Source organism: Bradyrhizobium sp. 40, assembly GCF_023100925.1.
In the GTDB taxonomy this organism is placed as follows: domain Bacteria; phylum Pseudomonadota; class Alphaproteobacteria; order Rhizobiales; family Xanthobacteraceae; genus Bradyrhizobium.
In genome coordinates, this window is sequence record NZ_CP064688.1 from 2,664,934 (window position 1) to 2,686,060 (window position 21,127).

Annotated in this window: 19 protein-coding genes; 10 read left to right on the top strand and 9 right to left on the bottom strand. The window is 64.0% G+C overall.

The window, feature by feature from the left end; all coding sequences use genetic code 11:
• The first annotated feature begins 1 nt into the window (after position 1).
• The gene (locus tag IVB40_RS12700; protein WP_247818970.1) at positions 2-1,228 is read left to right on the top strand and encodes a cyclic nucleotide-gated ion channel; all 1,227 of its coding nucleotides are present in this window, start codon (positions 2-4) and stop codon (positions 1,226-1,228) included.
• Positions 1,229-1,232: 4 nt separating this feature from the next.
• On the opposite strand, the gene IVB40_RS12705 is transcribed toward IVB40_RS12700, so the two are convergent.
• Positions 1,233-1,727: a DUF3455 domain-containing protein gene (locus tag IVB40_RS12705; protein ID WP_247818971.1), complete on the bottom strand. Its 495-nt coding sequence runs from the start codon at positions 1,725-1,727 to the stop codon at positions 1,233-1,235.
• Between the two features lie 96 nt (positions 1,728-1,823).
• Positions 1,824-3,038, bottom strand: a complete 1,215-nt coding sequence (locus IVB40_RS12710) for an NADP-dependent isocitrate dehydrogenase (protein WP_027518867.1) — start codon at positions 3,036-3,038, stop codon at positions 1,824-1,826.
• Between the two features lie 368 nt (positions 3,039-3,406).
• Here IVB40_RS12710 and IVB40_RS12715 point away from each other — a divergent pair, with 368 nt between their 5' ends.
• Positions 3,407-4,606 (top strand): TrmJ/YjtD family RNA methyltransferase, encoded by a 1,200-nt coding sequence (locus IVB40_RS12715; protein WP_247818972.1) that lies wholly within the window; start codon positions 3,407-3,409, stop codon positions 4,604-4,606.
• Between the two features lie 60 nt (positions 4,607-4,666).
• Here IVB40_RS12715 and IVB40_RS12720 read toward each other — a convergent pair whose 3' ends face one another.
• The 5 genes from IVB40_RS12720 to mddA form a co-directional block, all read right to left on the bottom strand.
• Positions 4,667-6,370 carry an amidohydrolase gene (locus IVB40_RS12720; RefSeq protein ID WP_247818973.1) on the bottom strand — a complete coding sequence of 568 codons (1,704 nt, stop codon included), beginning with the start codon at positions 6,368-6,370 and terminating at the stop codon, positions 4,667-4,669.
• Positions 6,371-6,529: 159 nt separating this feature from the next.
• A complete protein-coding gene (locus IVB40_RS12725; protein WP_247818974.1) occupies positions 6,530-7,285 on the bottom strand; it encodes a hypothetical protein in 756 nt (251 codons plus the stop codon).
• A 28-nt stretch (positions 7,286-7,313) separates the two neighbouring features.
• A complete protein-coding gene (locus tag IVB40_RS12730) occupies positions 7,314-8,291 on the bottom strand; it encodes an NADPH:quinone oxidoreductase family protein (protein ID WP_247459475.1) in 978 nt (325 codons plus the stop codon).
• Positions 8,288-8,938 carry a helix-turn-helix transcriptional regulator gene (locus IVB40_RS12735; RefSeq protein WP_247818975.1) on the bottom strand — a complete coding sequence of 217 codons (651 nt, stop codon included), beginning with the start codon at positions 8,936-8,938 and terminating at the stop codon, positions 8,288-8,290. The genes IVB40_RS12730 and IVB40_RS12735 overlap by 4 nt, the downstream gene beginning before the upstream one ends.
• A gap of 23 nt (positions 8,939-8,961) precedes the next feature.
• Complete coding sequence (gene mddA / locus IVB40_RS12740; RefSeq protein ID WP_247818976.1) at positions 8,962-9,762, bottom strand: methanethiol S-methyltransferase; 801 nt, start codon at positions 9,760-9,762, stop codon at positions 8,962-8,964.
• 148 nt (positions 9,763-9,910) lie between these two features.
• Between mddA and IVB40_RS12745 the strand changes: the two genes are divergently transcribed.
• The gene (locus IVB40_RS12745; protein WP_247818977.1) at positions 9,911-11,470 is read left to right on the top strand and encodes an alpha/beta fold hydrolase; all 1,560 of its coding nucleotides are present in this window, start codon (positions 9,911-9,913) and stop codon (positions 11,468-11,470) included.
• Between the two features lie 78 nt (positions 11,471-11,548).
• Here the strand turns inward: IVB40_RS12745 and IVB40_RS12750 are convergent, their stop codons facing one another.
• A complete protein-coding gene (locus tag IVB40_RS12750) occupies positions 11,549-12,211 on the bottom strand; it encodes a TetR/AcrR family transcriptional regulator (RefSeq protein WP_247818978.1) in 663 nt (220 codons plus the stop codon).
• Positions 12,212-12,456: 245 nt separating this feature from the next.
• On the opposite strand from IVB40_RS12750, the gene IVB40_RS12755 reads away from it, so the two are divergent.
• From IVB40_RS12755 to IVB40_RS12765, 3 genes are read left to right on the top strand one after another with little or no spacing between them, the layout of a single operon-like run.
• Positions 12,457-12,999 carry an OsmC family protein gene (locus IVB40_RS12755; RefSeq protein WP_007612153.1) on the top strand — a complete coding sequence of 181 codons (543 nt, stop codon included), beginning with the start codon at positions 12,457-12,459 and terminating at the stop codon, positions 12,997-12,999.
• Between the two features lie 35 nt (positions 13,000-13,034).
• On the top strand, positions 13,035-14,168 hold the full coding sequence (locus IVB40_RS12760) for an acyl-CoA dehydrogenase family protein (RefSeq protein ID WP_247818979.1): 1,134 nt from the start codon (positions 13,035-13,037) through the stop codon (positions 14,166-14,168).
• Positions 14,169-14,215: 47 nt separating this feature from the next.
• Positions 14,216-15,094 (top strand): sulfurtransferase, encoded by an 879-nt coding sequence (locus tag IVB40_RS12765; protein ID WP_247818980.1) that lies wholly within the window; start codon positions 14,216-14,218, stop codon positions 15,092-15,094.
• A 6-nt stretch (positions 15,095-15,100) separates the two neighbouring features.
• On the opposite strand, the gene IVB40_RS12770 is transcribed toward IVB40_RS12765, so the two are convergent.
• A complete protein-coding gene (locus IVB40_RS12770; RefSeq protein ID WP_247818981.1) occupies positions 15,101-17,029 on the bottom strand; it encodes a sigma 54-interacting transcriptional regulator in 1,929 nt (642 codons plus the stop codon).
• A gap of 159 nt (positions 17,030-17,188) precedes the next feature.
• On the opposite strand from IVB40_RS12770, the gene IVB40_RS12775 reads away from it, so the two are divergent.
• The 4 genes from IVB40_RS12775 to cynS all read left to right on the top strand — a co-directional run bounded on the left by IVB40_RS12775 (position 17,189) and on the right by cynS (position 21,076).
• The gene (locus IVB40_RS12775) at positions 17,189-18,568 is read left to right on the top strand and encodes a CmpA/NrtA family ABC transporter substrate-binding protein (protein WP_247400392.1); all 1,380 of its coding nucleotides are present in this window, start codon (positions 17,189-17,191) and stop codon (positions 18,566-18,568) included.
• 181 nt (positions 18,569-18,749) lie between these two features.
• Positions 18,750-19,592: a nitrate ABC transporter permease gene (gene ntrB / locus IVB40_RS12780; protein ID WP_247818982.1), complete on the top strand. Its 843-nt coding sequence runs from the start codon at positions 18,750-18,752 to the stop codon at positions 19,590-19,592.
• A 4-nt stretch (positions 19,593-19,596) separates the two neighbouring features.
• Positions 19,597-20,529 (top strand): ABC transporter ATP-binding protein, encoded by a 933-nt coding sequence (locus tag IVB40_RS12785; RefSeq protein WP_247818983.1) that lies wholly within the window; start codon positions 19,597-19,599, stop codon positions 20,527-20,529.
• A gap of 64 nt (positions 20,530-20,593) precedes the next feature.
• Entirely contained in the window at positions 20,594-21,076 is a 483-nt protein-coding gene (gene cynS / locus IVB40_RS12790; RefSeq protein ID WP_051462744.1) for a cyanase, read from the top strand.
• Positions 21,077-21,127: the final 51 nt, after the last annotated feature.

Below are 21,127 nucleotides of genomic sequence, written 5' to 3' on the forward strand. Positions count from 1 at the left end.
GGTGCGCCCCGTTCCGCGAGGACGTGGCTCAGCCGATCCCGATCTGAGGGATCGCCTCTACGAATTGCTGGAGCACGATCCGCTGGCCTACTCGGTCGGGTCGCGCTTCATCCAGCTGATCATCGGCGTCATCGTGCTCGACGTGGTCGCGATGATCCTTGCCTCGGTGCCGGAGCTGGACGCGCAATTCGGCGCGCTGTTTTCGGCGATCACCATCCTGTCCGTGATCGTGTTTGCGCTGGAATATGCGGCGCGGCTGTGGACCGTGGCGGGCCATACCCAGCGCGCGGCGTCCGCATTGTCCGATCGGCTCAGCTACGTCTTCTCCGCACTCGGCATCATCGATCTCCTCGCGTTCCTGCCGGCCACGATCGTGCTGGCCACGGGCCGTCACGCGACGCTGGCAGCGCTCGGCGTGCTGCCGTTCTTCAAACTGGTGCGCTACTCGCCGGCGATGCGTTCGCTGCTCGCGGCCGTGCACGCGGAGCGACGGGCGCTGATCGGCTGCATCGTCATCCTGATCGGCGCGGTTCTGACGTTTGCCTCGCTGCTCTACGCCATCGAGCGCGACGTGCAGCCGGACAAGCTCGGCACCATTCCGCAGGCGATGTGGTGGGCGATCGTGACGCTCGGCACCGTCGGTTACGGCGACGTCGTGCCGGTGACGGCGCTCGGAAAGTTCATCTCCGTCTTCACCATCATCAGCGGATTTGCCATGATCGCGCTGCCGGTCGCGATCATCTCGACGGCCTTTGCGGAAGAGGTGAAGCGGCGCGACTTCGTGGTCACCTGGGGCATGCTGGCGCGGGTGCCGCTGTTCTCGCATCTCAGCGCGTCCGAGATCGCCGACATCATGCGGCTGCTGCGGGCGCGCACGATCGAGCAGGGCGAGATATTGGTGCGGCGGGGCGATGCGGCTTCGTCGATGTATTTCATCACCGCCGGCGAGGTCGAGATCGCGCTGCCGAACCAGCAGGTGCGGCTCGCGGATGGCACCTTCTTCGGCGAGATCGCGCTGCTGCACAAAACCAAGCGCAGCGGCACGGTGACGGCGACGCGCAAGACCCGACTGCTGGTGCTCGACGCCCAGGACTTTCACGCTCTGATCGAACGCATGCCGACGCTCGCCGCGCATGTCCACAAGACGGCAAAGGCGCGGCTGGAGGGGAGCGGCGATCTTGCGGTGGCGGAGCTGGCGCAGGCGGAGCGCGAAGGCACCGACCGCTGAGCGCTCAGCCTTTCTTCAGGAAGACGTAGTCGGCCGAATAGGGCGCGCTTTTGAAATCGCCGGCCTTGTCGCAAGAACCCTCGAGCTTGCCGCCATGGGTGTTGATGCGCTGAACCGTCGTAACCGGCGTGAGGATGCCGCTGCCCCGGTGGGTCGTCACTTCCAGCTTCAGCCAGGGAATGTCGGCCGCGGTGGTACCCGGGGCATTGCCGGCGGCCTTGGCGGCCACGGCGCTGCCGTCCGCATGCTCCCAGTTCGGTCCGGCATAGTGACGGCCGATCGTCTTGCCCTCAGACAGCAGGGTGGCGATCGGTTCGCGAAAACCCCAGGCGAGCTTGCCGTCGGTGCCGGCCTTGCACTCATAGACCTGCGCGCCCTCGGCGTGGACGCTGAGCACGACGCTCTCGCCGGGCGCCGCGATGGCGTCGGGGAGTGGGTCGGCGGCCAGAGCCGGTCCAGCGAGCAGCAACAGGCAGGGGACGGCAAGCTTGATCGACATGGTCGCATCTCCGCGAAAGGTCCCAAAAAGAACGGGCCGCGCTTGCGACGCGGCCCGTGATGATGTCCGGCCCAGTCGGGCGAAATTGCGGACGGCTTACGCCGCCAGCGCCTTCCCGAGGTTCTCGGCGACCTTGTCGAGGAAGCCGGTGGTCGAGAGCCAGCGCTGGTCGGCGCCGACCAGGAGCGCGAGGTCCTTGGTCATGTAGCCTTCCTCGACGGTGTCGACGCAGACCTTCTCCAGGGTGTTGGCGAACTTGGCGAGCTCGGCATTGTTGTCGAGCTTGGCGCGGTGCGACAGGCCGCGGGTCCAGGCGAAGATCGACGCGATCGAGTTGGTCGAGGTCTCCTTGCCCTTCTGGTGCTCGCGATAGTGGCGGGTCACCGTGCCGTGGGCGGCTTCGGCTTCCACTGTCTTGCCGTCGGGGGTGAGGAGGACCGAGGTCATCAGGCCGAGCGAGCCGTAGCCCTGCGCCACGGTGTCGGACTGCACGTCGCCGTCGTAGTTCTTGCAGGCCCAGACATAACCGCCGGACCATTTCAGCGCGGAGGCGACCATGTCGTCGATCAGGCGGTGCTCGTAGGTCAGGCCCTTGGCGTCGAATTCCTTCTTGAACTCGCGCTCGTAGATGTCCTGGAAGATGTCCTTGAACCGACCGTCATAGATCTTCATGATCGTATTCTTGGTCGAGAGATAGACCGGGTAGTTGCGCAGCAGGCCGTAATTCAACGACGCGCGGGCGAAGTCGATGATGGAGTCGTCGAGATTGTACATCTGCATGGCGACGCCGGCGCCCGGGGTCTTGAACACTTCCTTCTCGATCACCGTGCCGTCCTCGCCGACGAACTTCATCGTCAGCGTACCCTTGCCCGGGAACTTGATGTCGGTGGCGCGATACTGGTCGCCATAGGCGTGGCGGCCGATGATGATCGGCTTGGTCCAGCCGGGAACCAGGCGCGGCACGTTCTTGCAGATGATCGGCTCGCGGAAGATCACGCCGCCGAGGATGTTGCGGATGGTGCCGTTCGGCGACTTCCACATCTGCTTGAGGTTGAACTCCTTCACCCGCGCCTCGTCCGGAGTGATGGTGGCGCACTTGACGCCGACGCCGACCTTCTTGATGGCCTCGGCGGCGTCGATCGTCACCTGATCGTTGGTCTCGTCACGGTACTCCATGCCCAGGTCGAAATAGAGCAGCTCGACATCGAGGAACGGGTTGATCAGCTTGTCCTTGATGTACTGCCAGATGATCCGGGTCATCTCGTCGCCATCGAGTTCGACGACGGGGTTGGACACCTTGATTTTTGCCATGATCGGGGAAGCCTCTTCGGAACGGCGCTTGTGGCGCCCCACGGGAATATCCGCCGCCTCTTAGCACCTGATAGCAGCGGGCGAAAGCCAAGGGATTATGCACTTTTAGCTCATCCAGCCTCCGCAGATGGGGGGCGGGAGCAGCCCTGCCGCGGGGACCGGGCTGAGGTTTCAGGCGAGATTCAAAAGTCGAATCCAACCCATCATTTCCCTTGAGAATTTCGTCAGGACAGGCAAACGACAGGCGGACGGGCAGCCGGCCCAAGACTGGGTCAAATCCGGGTCGAGACCAGGTCAGGACCGGCCTTGAATCAATTCATCAGAGCGCCTGTCCAGGACCTTGAGAACCAGTGTGAAAGCGAAGCGAGATGTCCGGGACTGACAAGAGCAAGGCGGGCCTTTTCCTCGACGGTCCCATCGTCATCCTGGTCGAGCCGCAGCTTGGCGAAAACATCGGCATGGCCGCGCGCGCCATGGGCAACTTCGCGCTGAGCCGATTGCGCATCGTCAATCCTCGCGACGGCTGGCCCAACATCGCCGCCCAGCGCGCCGCGGCCGGGGCCGACTATATTCTGGACAAGGTCGAATTGTTCGACACGGTCGGTGAGGCCGTCGCCGATCTCGACCTGCTGTTCGCCACCACCGCGCGCCCCCACGACCAGGCCAAGCCGGTGGTGGGGCCGGAAGCCGCAGCTAGCGAGATTTCCGGGCACGTCGCGGCGGGCGGCAAGGCCGGTATCCTGTTCGGCCGGGAGCGCTGGGGGCTGACTAACGAGGAGGTCGGGCTCGCCAACCGCATCATTACCTTTCCGGTCAATCCGGGCTTTGCCTCGCTCAACCTCGCCCAGGCCGTGCTGCTGGTCGGCTACGAATGGTTCAAGCGGGCGACCTCCGGCGAGTTGCCGCACGCCATGCCGGAGCGCTCCGAGCGCGCCTCGCAGCATCAGATGCAGGCCTTCTTCGACAATCTCATCCGCGAACTCGACCGGGTCGAATTTTTGCGCCCGGCCGAGAAGCGCGACACCATGCTGGTGAACCTGCGCAACATCTTCACCCGGATGGAGCCGACCAAGCAGGACATGCACACCCTCCATGGGGTGGTGATGGCGATCGCGGAAGGGCGCAAGGGCCCGGCCAAGGGCGGCGTGCTCGACGGCGAGCAGGCAACGCGGCTGCGTGCGCTTTTGGCCGAGCACGGTCAGGGCGGCGGCGTTCCCGACAGCGGCTCCACCGTGCGCGGCCTCGCCCGCCTGCTCCGCCGCAATCCGACCGATGCCGAACGCCTGCTCTGGCAGGCCCTCACCCGCGACCGCCGCTTCGCAGGCGGGTTCAAGCGCCAGACCCCTGTGGGGCGGCACATCCCGGACTTCGTCTCGTTCCCGCATCGGATCGCGATCGAGCTGGTGAACACGGGTGAGAACGAGACGATCGTCGCGGATCGCGCGTCGCGGCGGGCGTGGCTCAAGGCAAGGGACTATCGGGTGATCGAGATGCGGGCGGCGGACGTGGAGCGGGATATCGAGGCGGAGCTGGTGCGGTTGCAGGGGATGATCGCGGAGGGCGTGTAGATTTCGTCGGGAAGCAGAGCGAATTGTCGCTCTCGCTCACCTTGGCCGATCAGCGCCGGTTCAGCGCTGAAAGACAACCTTGCCGCCGACCAGCGTCAGGTCCGCCTTGATGTCCTTGATCTGCTCCTCGGGCACGGCCGCGTAGTCAGCGGAGAGCACCACGACGTCCGCCAACTTTCCGGGCTCAATGGTCCCTTTGCGGGCTTCATCGAAGTTGTAGCGCGAAGCCGCGCTGCTGTAGAGCCGTAGGGCCTGCTCGCGCGTAATAGCTTCTGCCGAGCCGTAGATGTTTCCGTTGGGATCCTTCCTGGTCACCATGATGTACATGTTGAGGAAGGGGTTGATCGGGTTGACCGGAAAATCCGTCCCGGCGCCGAGGCTGTTGAGTCCCATTTTTTCGATCAACGTCCTGGTCGGCACGGCGCGGTCAGCGGTCGCTTTCCCGAGAAATCGTTCGACGGTCGCTCCCTTATCCCACATGAAAACGTTCTGGAAATCGATGCGGACTCCTAGTCTTTGCGCACGCTCCATCTGTTCTGGCCGGATCAGGCTGGCGTGGATGAGGACGAAGCGACGGTCGCGGATCGATTTTTCTTTATCCGCTGCCTCGAAGGCATCGAGCACCTGGTCAACACCCAGGTCGCCCACGACGTGGACTCCGACACGCCAGTCATAACGGTTGCAGATGGAGATGAGTTGCTTCAGCCGCTCAGGTGTCTGCTGCGTGATGCCGTGATAGTTGTCGTGTGAATCGGGGTACACGTCACGCATGAGCGCCGTCTTCAGCGTCATGCCGCCGTCGTAAAAGATCTTGATGCCGGCGAACTTGAGCCAATCGTCACCGAACCCTGAGGAGGCGCCATTGCCTGACATGATCGCTTCCCATGCGGTCAGATCGGTGGGGGGCTCCGGCCGAAACATCACGCCGGTGCGCAAAGTGGCTTTCCCCGCTGCGACAAGCTTCTGCAGCGTTCGGACGTCACGTGGCTCTGTTGCGCCTTCGATCACACTGGTGATGCCGAAGCTGTTCAGCACACCTTCGGCAATGGTGAATTGCCGCATTTCGTCGTCTTCTGTCCAAGGTGGTACGGCCTTCTCGACCCGATCGATTGCCGTCTCCACGAGCACGCCGGTCAAGTCACCGGCTGCGTCGCGTTCAAACTTACCACCACTCGGGTCCGCGGTGGTCTTGTCGACACCGACCACTTGTAGAGCCATGGTGTTCGCCATCGAGAAATGCCCGACGGTGCGAAGATAGACCGGGTTGTTCGGAGCAACACTATCGATCTCCTGCCTCGTGAGATAGCGCTTCTCGGCCAATTGTGAGGGCGGATGCCACGCGCCACCTACAATCCACTCACCCGGTTTCTTCTTGGTGGCGAATGATTTGATGGCCTCGAGCGCGTCCGCGACGGTCTTGGCTCGGCCCAGGCTTACGACGTAGTCGCCCAGACCAGCGGCCTTGAAGTGAGCGTGTGTATCGATCAATCCGGGGATGACGGTCTTGCCGGACACGTCGAGCACGCGGGTCCGGGCGCCTGCAAGCGCCTTGATCGAAGCACTGGTTCCGGTCGCGATGATCTTTCCATCCGCGACGGCGACTGCCTCCGTGACGGTCGATCGGTCGTCTAAGGTCAGAACCTTGCCATTAACGAGGACGAGGTCAGGCGCATTAAGCTCCGGCTGCTGTGCCTCGGCATTTGCGACGCCAGCGACGAACATGCCCGTAGCAAGGATTGCAAATGCCTTTAACTTGCGGACCATCGCGTACCCTCTTGGATCTTTTTTGCTTGGCGACAGCTGCAAGAGTATCTTTGATTAAACGTGGGTTCAACGCTTCTCGACCGTTGGCAGCGTCGCACGGATGGCAAAGTGGAGTGCTCCCGTGGTTAGCCGGAAAGCTGGCCGGCCGCCCATGTCCCTCTACGAAGGACGCCCGAGCTGCACCTCGCGCTCCACCGCAATCCATGTCGTGCGCGCCACCGCCAGCAACTTCCCGGCTCCATCATGCACCGCAGCCTCGGCCGTGCGCTTGCGGCCATCGCGGCCCGTCGGCCAGGCCGTGATGATGCAGGGCTCGCCGGGGTGCGGGCGGGCCTCGATCCGCGCCGACATCCGCCCCAGCAGCAACGGTGCCTTGTCGAAGCTGCCGGTCTGCGGATCGCAATTGCAGGCAAAGCCGGTGGGGCAATCGAGCGCCGACCAGAGGAATTCCGGCGCGACGAGGCCGTCGTCAGCGGCGAGATTCTTATCCGGTGTCCAGCTCGCTGCCAGAACGGCGCTGTGCGAGGGACGCGCGAGCGAGCCGGCAAAAATGCGCAGGCCGTCTCCCTTGGCCCTTGCGGGGCCGCACACGAAACATGTCGGCAGCGGATGCTCGTGCGGCTTCACCGGCGTCAACAATTCGGCGGCGCAGGCCTCCTCGAAGCTGGCTGTTTCCACGCGCGCAAGCTCGACGCTTGCCGGCCGCCCGGTCGCGACGATCTTGTCGCCATCGCGAAGCTGCCATGCGCCGTCGTCCGTTGCGACCGCATCGAGTGGCGTGTCCAGCGGCGGCGGTGCGCGCAGCGTGATCTCCGCGGCGCCGGGAATGTGCCGGGCCAGCCGGCCGCAGACATAGCCGCCGTTGCCGGAGTTCGGAGGACCGCAAAAGCGTTTGTCGATGATGATCTTTGTCATCGGTTTTGTTCTCTCTTCCCCGTGCACTTTACCTGATCTTGAGGACAATTCGCCCCTGAACCGTTCGGTTGGCCACGGCACGCATGGCTTCGCCGGCCTCCTCCAAAGGGAGGATGCGATCGATGTGCGGGCGGATTTTTCCGCCGGCCAGCAATTGCATCAGCGTGGCGTTCATGCGCGCTGCTTCGAGCGAGAATTTCTCCGCCCAGGCGCCGACGAAGACCCCGAGGATGGAATAGTTCTTCAGCAGCGGAAGGTTCATTGGGAGCTGGGGAATCTCGCCGCTGGTGAAGCCGATCGGCATCAGCCTTCCGCCCCACTTCATCGACCGGGCCATCTGCTGGAATATCGCGCCGCCGACATTGTCGAAGCCGATATCGATCCCTTCGCCGCCGGTGATCGCCTTGATCCGGTCGCGCAGATCCTCGCTACGATAATTGACGATGTCGCTGGCTCCATAATTGCGAACCAGGGCGGCCTTGTCATCGGAGCCGATACCGGCGACGACGCGCAAGCCCAAATGGCGGCCGAGATCGACGGCGGCAAGGCCAACTCCGCCGGCAGCGCCCGTGACGAACAGCGTTTCGCCGCGCTGCGCCCTGGCCCGCTCGACCAGCGCATAATAGGCCGTGCCGTAATTGTGCAGGACCGTCGCCGCTGCCTCGAACGCGACGCCTTCCGGCAGAAGCACGCACTTTGAGTCCTTCGCTATCATCCGTTCGGCGTAGCCGCCGGTCCAGGCGCTGCATGCCACGCGGTCGCCGGGAGCGAATGCCGTGACCTCGCCGCCGACCGCGATGACGACACCGGATGCTTCCGTGCCGGGCACGAAGGGCGTCGGCGGCCGCATCTGGTAGAGTCCCGAGACCATCAACTGGTCCATGAAACTGACGGAGGCCGCATGGACGTCGATCAGGATCTCGTCGCCGGAGGGCTTCGGCTCGTCGATTTCACTGAGGCGCAAATCGGCGGGGCCAGTGAATGAGCTGCATAGAATTGCTCTCATCGTGTCGCTCCAACGGATTGTCTGCATTCGGCAGGTTTGCGTAATGGCGTCGCATATCCCGCGACAAGCTTGACGAAATCTGCCTGTCGCGCTGCACCGGTCTTTTCAAACAGGCGCCGGACATGCGTCTTGATCGTCGTATTGGCGACGCCGAGCGCCGCCGCCACTTCGGGAATGCCGCCGAGTTCGACGATCGCGAGCATCACACGCAACTCGGTCGGCGTCAGTTTGAATGCCTTGCCGATCACTTCGGAACGAGGCGGTATCGTGAGCGCCGCCCTGCGGACGAACAACGCTGCGACGGCGCTGTAGGCGACGCCCCCAAGTCGGCGCGCGCCGGAAGTCAACGGCAGAGCATGGGCGACGTGGCGCTTCCCATCCCGCCCGATCATCGGCACCGCGATCCCGTCGGCGCCGAGGAACGCGTTTTCCTGCCCGGCGGCTGCGAAAAAATGCTGCAGGGTCCGGTTGACCGTCGGATCGCAAGCCGCGAGGTGCCCGCGGATTTCGTGCAGGATGTCGCGCGCTTCGATCATGTCCTGCCCGGCAGTATTGGCGTGAATGAGACGCGCCTCCGCGTCAACGAGACAAAGACCGACGTCAAGCCCATCCAGCGTATCGGCAAACGTGGCGGCCTCCGCCGACATCCGGGGAATAGTTGATACTGCATTCATTGCGACGCTCCAGCAGGCCGAGGCGGCTGGCGATCTTCCGTCCGACGACCGAAAAGACGCGGCAGCAGCATGGGAACGCGTCGGCGATAATCCTGGTACGTCGCGCCGAATTCGGCGATCAGGTCGCGCTCCTCGAACTGAAGCGCGGCCAGGATGTAGGCGGTGTTTGCGAGCGCAAACAGAAGGTGGCCGACGGTCATCTCGGGCGTGGCCCAGAACGCGAGCAGGAAGCCGAGCATGATGGGATGCCGCACGATCTTGTAGAGCAGTGGTGTTCTGAACGATTGACCTGGTATCTCGCTCCCGCGGAACGCGACGAAGGCCTGGCGCAGGCCGAACAGATCGAAATGATCGATCATGTGGGTCGAGGCGAACGCGATCAGCCAGCCAAGCCAATGCACGCCGATTAGCAACCAGGCCGCGATTCCGCTCGCTTGCCAGACCGGCGTCGGGATCGGGCGCCACTGCCAGAACAGCAACAGCAGGATCAGGCTGGAGAGCAGCACATAGGTGCTGCGCTGGCAGGCGGGGGGAAGGAATTTGGCCGACCATCGCTTGAAGACCGGGCGCGCCATCACGCTGTGCTGGATTGCAAACAGGCTCATGAGCAGCAGGTTGACGACGATGGCCACGCTCAGGTCCGTCGGGCTGCCGACGCCGATCGGCATGTCGATCGACTTATCAATCGACTTGGGCACGACATAATTGCCGACGAAACCGAGCGCATAGAGAAATGAGACCGTGAAGATCACGTAGCTCACGATGGCGTAGAGCAGGATCAGGAGGCGCGAGATCATGTTTTTTCCTATTGTGCCTGATGCAGCCGTGCCGCATGCAGGAGCCTGAATTGCTCGCCGGCGAGCAGGCTCGATCTGCCCCGACTGCTATTGCTGGACCGTCCCCTGTGCGTCCCCCGGGGGCGCCGCGAGGGGAGGGAGGACTTTCATGACGGTTTTCTCGCTGGGGACATTCGGGTTCCCTGAGGTCTACGCCGACGGCCGCCCGATCAAATTGGCCTTGCGCAAGGGCCTCGCGCTGCTGGTCTATCTCGCGGAGGCCAAGGGCGCCGTGGCCCGCGAAATCGTGGCGACGCTGCTGTGGCCTGAAACTGACCGCGAGACCGGGCTAGCGCGATTGCGGCGGCTGCTTCACCGCATCGAGCTGACGCTCGGTCAGCAGGTTTTCGAGACCGACCGCACCAGCGTGCGATGGTCTCCGGCGGTCGCGTTGAAGGTCGATGCGCATCTGTTCGAGGGCGCTTGCGATCGCGCTGACTTTGACGAGGCCTGCCAGATTTATCGGGGAGATTTCCTCGCAGGGTTCTCCCCGGAGGACTGTCCGGAATTCGACGACTGGGCGTTCTTCCGCCGCGAGGCGCTGCGGGGACGGCTGATGCACGCGCTGGAGCGCCTGGTGCAGGACAAGACCGCCGCCGGCGACTACTTTTCCGCGGCCACGCATGCGACCCGTCTGGTCGAGCTCGATCCTTTGAGCGAGGTCTACGGCCGGCATCTGATCCGCAGTCTGCTGCTGGCGGGTGACCGCAGTGCGGCAGAGCGGCACCACGCGGCACTGAGGCAGCGGCTGCGCGACGAGCTTGGTGTTACGCCCGAAGCCGAGACCGAGGCGTTGATGAGTCCTGCGGCGGCAGCCGACGTTCCAGCGACGCGCTACGTCAAGGGCGCTGGTGTGCATCTGGCGTATCAGACCTACGGCAGCGGCCCGCTCGACATCCTGGTCATGCCCGGCTTCGTGTCGCATGTGGAGCGCGCCTGGGAGCACCCCGCGAGCCGGGCGTTTCTGGCCTCGCTGATGAAGCTTGGGCGCCTGATCGTGTTTGATCGTCGCGGCATCGGGTTGTCCGACCGGGTTGGATCGGCCCCCGGTATCGAGGTCACCGCGGAGGATATCGGCACGGTGCTCCGCGCGACCGGCTCGCGCCGCGTCGTGCTGTTCGGCGCATCCGAGTGTGGACCAGCCTGCATCAAATTTGCGGTCGATGAACCGCGTCTCGTGGCCGGACTCATCCTGTTCGGTGCATTGGCCAAGGGCTGCTGGTCGCAGGATTATCCGCACGCGCTGCGCGCCAGCCAGTACGACGCCTGGAGCAAGCACCTCATCGCGCAATGGGGAGGTCCGGTGGAGATTGAGACGTTCGCGCCCAGCCTTGCGAGCGATCCCCAGGCACGCGCCTGGTGGGCGGGGCTATTGCGCGCGGCCTCCAGTCCCGGCGGCATCTCGGCGGTGCTCGAGGCGTTTCGCGACGCCGACGTGCGGCAGCTTTTGCCGCAGATTGCCATGCCGACACTAGTGCTGCATCGTCGTGACGACAAGGCCGTACGGATCGCGGCCGGCCGCGATGTGGCGAGCCGGATCAAAGGTGCGCAATTCGTCGAGCTCGACGGCAACGATCACTGGTTTTTTGCGGGTGATCAGGGACCGGTACTCGGTGCGATCGGGCGGTTCATCGCTGCGTTACCGAGGGAGCGGCTGCGAGTGCCGTAGCCCGGATGAGCGAAGCGACATCCGGGGACGGTCGTCCCGCATGTCGCTGCGCTCATGCGGGCTACGGGATGGGACCGATCACACTGCCTCGAGCTGATCCACCGCGCGCTTCTTCTTTGCCTTGGACTGGCTGAGCAGGGGGCCCGCCGTCAGCGCCGCCGTATCGGCCACGCCCGGATCGCGCGACACCATCGCCGCGACGATGGCGCCGTCGATCAACAGCCCGAGCTGATGTGCGAGCACGAGGGGCTCGTTCGAACCGAGCTCGCCAGCGAGCTTCTCGATGTGGCCGAGCACGATCTTCTTGTGCTTCATCGCGATGTTGCGGAACTGCTTGGCGTCCTTGTCGTGCTCGCCGACCGCATTGATGAAGGGGCAGCCGTAGAAGCGCTCCTCCGCGAACCAGCTCTTCAGGGCCGGGAAGATGCGCGTGAGCTTGGCCTGCGCGTCGCCGCCGCCTTCTTCCATGGCGCCGATGAACCATTCGCGCCACTGCTTGCCTTCGCTCTCCAGCACCGCGTTGACGAGATTGGTCTTGGAGCCGAATAATTTATAGAGCGTGGTCTTCGCGGTGCCGGCTTCCGCGATGATCGCGTCGATGCCGGTGGCGTTGATGCCGTTCTTGCAGAACAGATGCGTCGCGGCGCTGAGCAGGCGTCCGCGCGCGGACTCGTCGTCACTGGCGCCGCCGTGCGGCGAATGAGACTTCTTTGACGTCTTGTTCAGTGAGGGCTTGGCCATGAGTCCAAACTTACCCGCAGCCGCGCCGCATCAGCAAGCCGCATCTGTCCGCGCTGAAAAGATTCGCACGGGAAAGCCCGTCTGCATCGCCTTTGAGCAAACGGCGGCTGATCAATTCGCAGGCAGCGTTCGCTAAGCGGCTCCAATACTTCGCCTTTTGATTTTGGTCGGCTCTGGCACGCTCCATGCAAGGAAACAGACCGTTCGGTATCCTACCGATTTCCACTTCTGCCAGGGAGAAGATGATGACTGCCGTCGTTCAAAAGACAGTGCTGACGGGTTGCCTCGCGCCCATCGACAAGAATGGCCTCGAGCAACTGATCGCCAACGGCAAGGCCAATCCGAAGGTCATCAAGACCTTGAAGTGCAAGACGGTCGCGGAAGGAAAATTCCGCCACGCCAACTACATCCGCAATTTGCAGCCCTACATCGTCGACGAGCCGCCCGGTCTGCTCGGCGACGACACTGCGCCCAATCCGTCCGAAGCTTCGCTCGCCGCGCTGGGCTCCTGCCTCGCCGTCGGCCTGCACGCCAACGCCGTGCATCGCGGCTGGATCGTCAACAAGCTCGAGCTCGAGCTCGAGGGCGATCTCAACATTACCGCCGTCTGGGGCACCGGCGACGTCTCGGACAAGCCCGTTGGATTTACGGACGTGCGCGTCAAGGTCGACATGGAATGTGAGGGGATCTCGCCGGACGAAATCAATGCGCTGGTCGCCCATGTGAAGCAATGGTCGCCGGTCGCCAACACCTTCACCCGCCCGGTCAATCTCGAGGTCGGCATCTGAGCTGACGGCAACAGGACAAGGTGCGGGAGACGATCATGGGTTCACTGGCTTTATCACGGGCCGAAATTTTGGATCAGCCCGCACCGTCCATTGCAGGCGAGGTGGCGCGGATCGCGCGGGAGCAGCTCGCGCCGCTCGCCGCCGGCATCGATGCCGGCACCATTTATCCGGCCGATGTGCTGCACAAGCTCGGCGAGGTCGGTGCCTGGGGCAGTCACGTGCCGCACGAAGGGCCTGCCGATCTGCGCTGTGCCATTCAGGCGATGGCGGCAATCGGTGAGGTCTGCGGCAGCACTGCCTTCATGGCGTGGTGCCAGAACACGCTGGTCTGGTACGCGGCCAACTCGACCAACATGAAGCTGGCAAAGCGCTTCGGCGATGCGTTCTCGACCGGTCGCGTGCTCGGCGGCACCGGACTCTCCAATCCGATGAAGAGCTTTTTCGGCATCGAAAAGCTCAAGCTGAAGGGGCGCAAGGTCGAAGGCGGCTACATCGTGCGCGGCGCGCTGCCTTGGGTGTCCAATCTCGGACCGGATCATTATTTCGGCACCATCTTCGAACGCGAGGACGAGCCGGGCATCGCAAGTGGCGAGCCCGGCCAAGTGATGTTTTTAGCGGACTGCTCCGATCCCGCGATCACACTGACGCCATGCAAGCCGTTCCTCGCCATGGACGGCACCGGCACCTATGGCGTGCAGTTCCGGGACGCCTTCGTGCCTGACGAGCTGATCCTGGCCGATCCCGCCGCGCCTTTCGTGAAGAAGATCCGCGCCGGCTTCATCCTGCTGCAGGCCGGCATGGCGCTCGGGCTCATCAAGGACTGCATCAACATCATGGACGAGGTCGACAATCCCCTCGGCCACATCAACCGCTATCTGCCGCAACAGCCGGTGCACTTCCGCGATATCGCCGCCGAGCTCGAGGCCGAGACCATGGCGCTGGCGCGTGATCCCTACAACGAGGAGGAGACCTACTGGCGCAAGGTGATCGCGCTCAGGCTGCGCGCCGGTGAAGCCAGCGTCGCGGCGGCGCATGCGGCGATGCTGCATTGTGGCGCGCGCGGCTACCTCAAGAGCCACCGCGCGCAGCGCCGCCTGCGCGAGGCCTATTTCGTCGCGATCGTCACGCCTGCCACCAAGCAGCTGCGCAAGATGCTTGCCGATTCCTGAGTTTTACGAGCCCCACCCACCATCTAACCTCAACGGAGAGGCTGCCAATGACGGACGTTCTGATCTCTGCCAGCGAACTTGCCGATCTCTTGAAAACCGAGCCCTGTGTCGTGATCGACACCCGCAACCCCGACGCCTATGGCGCCGGGCACCTTCCCAACGCCGTGAACGTGCATGAGATATTCACGTTTCTTGCGACCTCGACGCCAGAAGGCATGAGCGAGCTGAAGACCAAGTTCGCCGATGCCTTCGGCGGCGCGGGTCTGTCCGGCAAGGAGACGGCCGTGATCTACGAGCAGTCGATGAACTCCGGCTTCGGCCAGTCCTGCCGCGGCTACTACCTGCTCACCATGCTCGGCTATCCCAAGATCAAGGTGCTGCATGGCGGCTTCGATGCCTGGGCTGCCGCAGGTCTTCCGGTGACGAAAGACGTGCCGGCGCCTGCGAAGGCGTCGTTCGGAATCGTGCCCGAAGCGGGCGAGATTTTGATCGACGCCAAGACCATGCTGGGGGCGGTCGGCAAGCCGGGCGTCGCCATTCTCGACGTACGCGACGTCGACGAATGGATCGGCGACAGCTCGTCGCCCTACGGGAAGGATTTCTGCCCGCGCAAGGGCCGCATTCCCGGCGCGGTGTGGCTGGAATGGTATCGCATGATGAAACCGACCGCCGAGGGACCGCGCTTCAAATCCAAGGACGAGATCCTGGCGGAATGCGCCACGGTCGGCATCTCGCCCTCCACGCCGGTCTATCTCTACTGCTTCAAGGGGGCGCGCGCCTCGAACACGTTCCTGGCGCTCAAGAACGCCGGCGTGAAGGACGTGCGGATGTATTTCGGCTCCTGGAACGAATGGTCGCGCGATCCGTCGCTGCCGATCGAGCAGGGATTGCCGATCGCATCGGAGGTCACGACCAAGGCGGCGTGATCGCCGCTAGCCGCCGGCCCGCGGACGGGGCGCGATTCCCAGCGCCTTGATCCGCGAGGCCAGCGTGGTCGGCTTGATATCCAGCATCTCGGCCGCGCCACCGGGGCCGAACACTTTTCCGGCGCAGCCCTCGAGCGCGGCCAGGATGTTGGCGCGCTCGTGGTCGCGCATTTCGGATGACGTCATCACAGCGGTCCGTGCGTCAGCCTTCTGCCGCGCGGCGCCGGCTGGGGCCTGCGTGCCGGAGGGGTCGGGGAGATCGATCCGCAAACGGCCGTTCTGCGACAGGATCGCGGCGCGCTCGATTACGTTCTGGAGTTCGCGGACATTGCCCGGCCAGTCATAGCGCGTCAGCCGCCGCGCATCGCCCTCCGACAAGCGCAGATTCGATTTCAGCGCCTTGCTCTCGCGCGTGAGGAAATGCTGGGCGAGCAGCGCAATATCCTCGCGTCGTTCGCGCAGGGGCACCGTCTCGATCGGAAACACGTTGAGCCGGAAATAGAGGTCCTCGCGAAAACGCCCGCGCTGCACCTCCTGCTTGAGGTCGCGATTGGTCGCGGCGATGACGCGGACGTCGACCGCGCGCGTGCGCTCCTGGCCGACGCGCTCGAAATTGCCCTCCTGCAAGACGCGCAGCAGCTTGCCTTGCAATTCGAGCGGGATCTCGCCGACCTCGTCGAGGAACAGCGTGCCGCCATCGGCGAGTTCGAACCGGCCGATGCGGTCGCGCGTCGCGCCGGTGAAGGCGCCGCGGACATGGCCGAAGAATTCGCTCTCGAACAATTCGCGCGGGATCGCGGCGCAGTTGACGCGGATCAGCGGCCGGTCGCTGCGGGTGGAATCCTCGTGGATGGCGCGCGCGATCAGCTCCTTGCCGGTGCCAGATTCCCCGGTGATCATCACCGCGGCGCTGGTCGGCGCCACCAGCTTGACCTGGCGCAGCGTCGTCTGGATCGCCTCGCTGCCACCGATGATGCCGCGCGGATTGGTCTCGATCCGGATTTCTTCCTGGAGGTAGGCGTTTTCGAGCTCGAGACGTTCGCGCAGGCGATCGACCTCGGCGAGCGCGGCGTGCAGCTTCTCGTCGGCCTCGCGCCGCTGGCTGACGTCGCGAAACACCACGACGGCACCGACCACCACGCCGCGATCACGGATCGGCGTGGAGGTGTATTCGACCCAGGCCGGCGAGCCGTCCTTGCGCCAGAACACCTCGCCGTCGACCTGGTGCACGGCGCCGTCGCGGAACGCCGCATAGATCGGGCAGTCATGGTTGTGATAGTGCCGCCCGTCATGGTGGGTGTGGTGCATGATGGGATGGATTTCCTTGCCGACCAGCTCCTCGGCAGTCCAGCCCAGCATCCGCTCGGCGGCGGGGTTCACGAAGGTGGTCTTTCCTTCCGCGTTGACGCCGTAAATGCCTTCGCCGGCGGCCCGCAGGATCAGCTGGTTCTCGCGCTCGATGTCCTGGAACACGCGCTCGACCCGCTGCCAGGTCGAGATGCCGCTGCGCATGTGGTCTTCGGCGGCGGCGTCGACATTGCGGCGGCGGCGCGCGTCGAGATCGGTCAGGGTGAGCTGGACCAGCGTGCGCCCGTCATGGGGCAGGACGCAGCCGGCATATTCGAGCCGGAGATTTTGCCCGGTGGCATGGCGTGGGTTGAGCGCCGTAGTCCAGTAGGCGCCTTTGTGCAGCACGGCCTGGGTGAACACGGTCAGCGCCGGAAGCTCGCCGGCATGCAGCGTGCTCGCCCTGGTCTGGCGCAGCAGCGCGCGGTCGTAGCCGAGCAGGGTGCAAGCAGCGGGATTGGCATCGACGATCTGGTCGCCGAAGGGATCGACCAGCAGCGTCGCCTCGACGGAGGATTCGAAGGCCGCGACGCGCGGATCGATGGTCGGGGCCACATCATCGTGGGCGAGTAGTGGCGTCGTTGCCATTACGAAATCTCGTTATTAAGCTACGAAATATCGTTTATCACGAATTTTCGTAACGACCAAGTGCGAGCGAAAGTGCCGCGTCATCAAGGCACTGGCCAGCCTGAAGGTGATGGCATGCTCCTTGCGTAATTCTCCTCGCAACGACGCGCAGGAGGTCCGATGTCCACTTTCGACAATCCGTTTGATCCCGATCGCAACCTGCGAGCCGGCTGTGCCTGCGGTCAGCATCAATCCGCGGCGGAGCATGAGCAGGCCACCGCGTTGCGCTGTGATCCCGTCGAGAGCGAGGAGAAGCGCTACGAGGGCGTGGTCGCTTCTGCCGTGATGCGCGCGATGTTTCCGCAGGACGTTGCGCGGCGCGCATTCTTGAAGTCGGTCGGTGCCTCCACCGCGCTGGCCGCGCTGTCGCAGTTCTTCCCGCTTCAGACCGCTACCGAAGTCTTTGCGCAGGCCGGCGCGCCGGAAAAGAAGGATCTCAAGGTCGGCTTCATCCCGATCACCTGCGCCACGCCGATCATCATGGCGGCGCCGCTGGGCTTCTATGCCAAGCACGGCCTCAACGTCGACGTGGTCAAGACCGCCGGCTGGGCCGTGATCCGCGACAAGACCATCAACAAGGAATACGACGCCGCGCACATGCTGGCGCCGATGCCGCTCGCGATTTCGCTTGGCTTAGGTGCCAACGCCATTCCATTCGCCGTGCCCGCGATCGAGAACATCAACGGGCAGGGCATCGTGCTGGCGAGCAAGCACAAGGACAAGCGCGACCCGAAGGACTGGAAGGGCATGAAATTCGCCATCCCCTTCGACTATTCCATGCACAATTATCTGCTGCGCTACTATCTCGCCGAACACGGCATCGACCCCGACACCGACGTGCAGCTGCGCTCGGTACCGCCGCCGGAAATGGTGGCAAACCTGCGCGCCGACAACATCGACGGCTTTCTCGCGCCCGACAACATCTGCCAGCGCGCGATCTATGACGGCGTCGGCTTCATGCATCTGTTGTCCAAGGAAATCTGGGACGGCCATCCCTGCTGCAGCTTCGCCGCCAGCCGCGAGTTCATCACCACGGCGCCGAACAGCTTTGCCGCGCTGACGCGCGCGATCGTCGATGCCACCGCCTATGCGTCGAAGGCGGAGAATCGCAAGCAGATCGCCGAGGCGATCGCGCCGGCGAACTACATCAACGCGCCGGTCACGGTGCTGGAACAGGTCTTGACCGGCACCTATGCCGATGGCCTCGGCGGCGTGAAGACGGATGAAAAGCGCGTCGATTTCGACCCGTTCCCCTGGCAGTCCTTTGCGGTGTGGATGCTGACGCAGATGAAGCGCTGGGGTCAGATCAAGGGCGATGTCGACTACAAGGCGGTCGCCGAGCAGGTGTATCTCGCCACCGACACCAGGAAGCTGATGACGGAGATGGGCCTGGCGCCGCCAGCCAGCAGCTACAAATCGTTCGCCGTGATGGGAAAGACTTTCGATCCGGCCAAGCCGGAGGATTATCTGGCGGGCTTCAAGATCAGGAAGGCGTCGTGATGGGCCGCGCTGTGCCTCCGCTGTCGTCCCGGCCTAGTGCGCGCTGCGCACGGGGGCCGGGACCCATACCGCGTGATTTGTCGATCGCGGAAGGTAGCAGTACCGAACAACTAATCTCCGCCAAACTTCTCCCTGGGGTTATGGGTCCCGGCCTTCGCCGGGACGACTGGGGGAGAGGGAGATGACCACCAGCTCCCTCCGTCTCCGTGCCGGCCTCGTCTCGATCGTGCTGCTCGTCGCGTTCCTCGGCGTCTGGCATCTCGCCGTGCGCTCGACGGCACCGGTGGCCACGATGAGCCCGGAATACGCCAAGCTGATGGGCCTGACTGCGACGCAGGGCAAATCCGCCATGCCGGGGCCGGTCGATGTCGGCGCAAAACTCTGGGAGCATGTGAGGAGGCCGTTCTACGACAACGGGCCGAACGACAAGGGGCTCGCCATCCAGCTCGGTTATTCCATCGCGCGCGTCGGCACCGGCTATCTGCTCGCCGTGCTGGTCGCCATCCCGCTCGGCTTCCTGATCGGCATGTCGCCGCTGCTCAGCCAGGCGCTCGATCCCTTCATCCAGCTGCTGAAGCCGATCTCGCCGCTGGCGTGGATGCCGCTCGCGCTCTACACCATCAAGGATTCCTCGATCTCCGCGATCTTCGTCATCTTCATCTGCTCGATCTGGCCGATGCTGCTCAACACCGTGTTCGGGGTTGCGAGCGTACGCAAGGAATGGATCAACGTCGCGCGAACGCTTGAGGTCGGAACGATCAGGCGCGCCTTCACCGTGATCCTGCCGGCGGCGGCGCCGACGATTTTGACCGGCATGCGCATCTCGATTGGCATCGCCTGGCTCGTGATCGTCGCGGCCGAAATGCTCGTCGGCGGCACCGGCATCGGCTATTTCGTCTGGAACGAGTGGAACAACCTCTCGATCACCAACGTGATCATCGCGATCCTGCTGATCGGGATCGTCGGCATGCTGCTCGACCAGATCCTCGCGCGCTTCACGCGCATGGTCACGTTTCCGGAGTAGGGCCGTGACCGAAAAATTCATCTCGATCGAAGCCATCGCAAAGCGCTATCCGGGCGCAGGCGGCGCGACAACGGCGGTCTTCGAGAATCTCTGGCTGTCGATGGCGCGCGGCGAGTTCTGCTGCGTGATCGGCCATTCCGGCTGCGGCAAGACCACGGTGCTCAACATCCTCGCCGGCCTCGATGCGCCGAGCGAGGGCGCGGTGATCGTCGACGGGCAGGCCATTTCAGGGACGAGCCTCGATCGCGCCGTGATCTTCCAGAGCCATGCGCTGCTGCCCTGGCGCACCGTGCTCGGTAACGTTGCCTACGCCGTCAGCTCGAAATGGCGGAACTGGGATCGCGCCAGGGTGAAGGCGCATGCGCAGAAATTTATCGATCTCGTCGGCCTGACGGGGTCGGAACACAAGCGACCTTCCGAGCTTTCCGGTGGCATGAAGCAGCGCGTGGGCATCGCGCGTGCGCTGTCGATCACGCCAAAGATGATGCTGATGGACGAGCCGTTCTCGGCACTCGATGCGCTGACGCGCGGCACGCTGCAGGACGAGGTGCGGCGCATCTGTCTGGAGACCGGGCAGACCGCGTTCATGATCACCCATGACGTCGACGAGGCGATCTACCTCGCCGACAAGATCTTCCTGATGACCAACGGTCCCGGCGCGGTGCTGGCCGAGGTCGTCGAGAACCCGCTGCCGCGGGATCGCGGCCGCACCGATTTGCACCGCCATCCGCTGTACTACGCGCTGCGCAACCACATCGTTGATTTCCTGGTAACGCGCAGCAAGACTTTCACGGCCGAGACGCCCGGTCACGATCCGCGGAATGTGCCGGTGGTGCATATCGGCAAGCCCGGACTGACGGTCGCCGCTGATGCCAAGTCGGAGCCACTCAACGAGACGTCATGGTCGGGCTTGGCCCGGCCATCCACGTCCTTCTAGTGCAGCCAGAACGTGGATGCCCGGGACAAGGCCCGGGCATGACGACAACCAAGGAGACCTTGACATGAAACGCGAAGACCTCACCGAGAAGCTGCTCGACATCAAGCGCGAGAAGGGCTGGAGCTGGAAACACATCTGCGAAAAGATCGGCGGCTATTCCGAGGTGCTGATAACAGGCGCGATCCTTGGCCAAATGAAACTGACCAAGCCGCAGGCCGCAAACGCCGCTGAACTTTTCGGCCTGACGAAGGCCGAGACCGCGATGCTGAACGAGACGCCGATGCGCGGCATGCCGATGCCGCCGACCGATCCCTTGATCTATCGTTTCTACGAGCTGGTCATGGTCAACGGTCCGGCGTGGAAGGCGCTGATCGAGGAGGAGTACGGCGACGGCATCATGTCGGCGATCGATTTCGACATGGTGATGGAGCGCCTGCCCAACCCGAAGGGCGACCGCGTCAAGATCACCATGAGCGGCAAATTCCTGCCGTACAAATATTACGGCGCCAGCGGCAATGTGCCGGAGTATGGGTTCAAGGAGGGATAGCTGGTTGGCATTCCGGGGTGCGTCGCAGACGTGCCCCGGAATGACGCTTCG

Excerpts from the sequence above, each read along its gene's own strand:
- IVB40_RS12710 (WP_027518867.1), bottom strand. The coding sequence starts at position 3,038 with ATGGCAAAAATCAAGGTGTCCAACCCCGTCGTCGAACTCGATGGCGAC.
- IVB40_RS12765 (WP_247818980.1), top strand. The coding sequence starts at position 14,216 with ATGACGGACGTTCTGATCTCTGCCAGCGAACTTGCCGATCTCTTGAAA.
- IVB40_RS12730 (WP_247459475.1), bottom strand. The coding sequence starts at position 8,291 with ATGAGAGCAATTCTATGCAGCTCATTCACTGGCCCCGCCGATTTGCGC.
- IVB40_RS12705 (WP_247818971.1), bottom strand. The coding sequence starts at position 1,727 with ATGTCGATCAAGCTTGCCGTCCCCTGCCTGTTGCTGCTCGCTGGACCG.
- IVB40_RS12755 (WP_007612153.1), top strand. The coding sequence starts at position 12,457 with ATGACTGCCGTCGTTCAAAAGACAGTGCTGACGGGTTGCCTCGCGCCC.
- IVB40_RS12725 (WP_247818974.1), bottom strand. The coding sequence starts at position 7,285 with ATGACAAAGATCATCATCGACAAACGCTTTTGCGGTCCTCCGAACTCC.
- cynS (WP_051462744.1), top strand. The coding sequence starts at position 20,594 with ATGAAACGCGAAGACCTCACCGAGAAGCTGCTCGACATCAAGCGCGAG.
- IVB40_RS12745 (WP_247818977.1), top strand. The coding sequence starts at position 9,911 with ATGACGGTTTTCTCGCTGGGGACATTCGGGTTCCCTGAGGTCTACGCC.
- mddA (WP_247818976.1), bottom strand. The coding sequence starts at position 9,762 with ATGATCTCGCGCCTCCTGATCCTGCTCTACGCCATCGTGAGCTACGTG.
- IVB40_RS12770 (WP_247818981.1), bottom strand. The coding sequence starts at position 17,029 with ATGGCAACGACGCCACTACTCGCCCACGATGATGTGGCCCCGACCATC.
- IVB40_RS12715 (WP_247818972.1), top strand. The coding sequence starts at position 3,407 with ATGTCCGGGACTGACAAGAGCAAGGCGGGCCTTTTCCTCGACGGTCCC.
- IVB40_RS12720 (WP_247818973.1), bottom strand. The coding sequence starts at position 6,370 with ATGGTCCGCAAGTTAAAGGCATTTGCAATCCTTGCTACGGGCATGTTC.
- IVB40_RS12760 (WP_247818979.1), top strand. The coding sequence starts at position 13,035 with ATGGGTTCACTGGCTTTATCACGGGCCGAAATTTTGGATCAGCCCGCA.
- ntrB (WP_247818982.1), top strand. The coding sequence starts at position 18,750 with ATGACCACCAGCTCCCTCCGTCTCCGTGCCGGCCTCGTCTCGATCGTG.
- IVB40_RS12735 (WP_247818975.1), bottom strand. The coding sequence starts at position 8,938 with ATGTCGGCGGAGGCCGCCACGTTTGCCGATACGCTGGATGGGCTTGAC.
- IVB40_RS12750 (WP_247818978.1), bottom strand. The coding sequence starts at position 12,211 with ATGGCCAAGCCCTCACTGAACAAGACGTCAAAGAAGTCTCATTCGCCG.
- IVB40_RS12775 (WP_247400392.1), top strand. The coding sequence starts at position 17,189 with ATGTCCACTTTCGACAATCCGTTTGATCCCGATCGCAACCTGCGAGCC.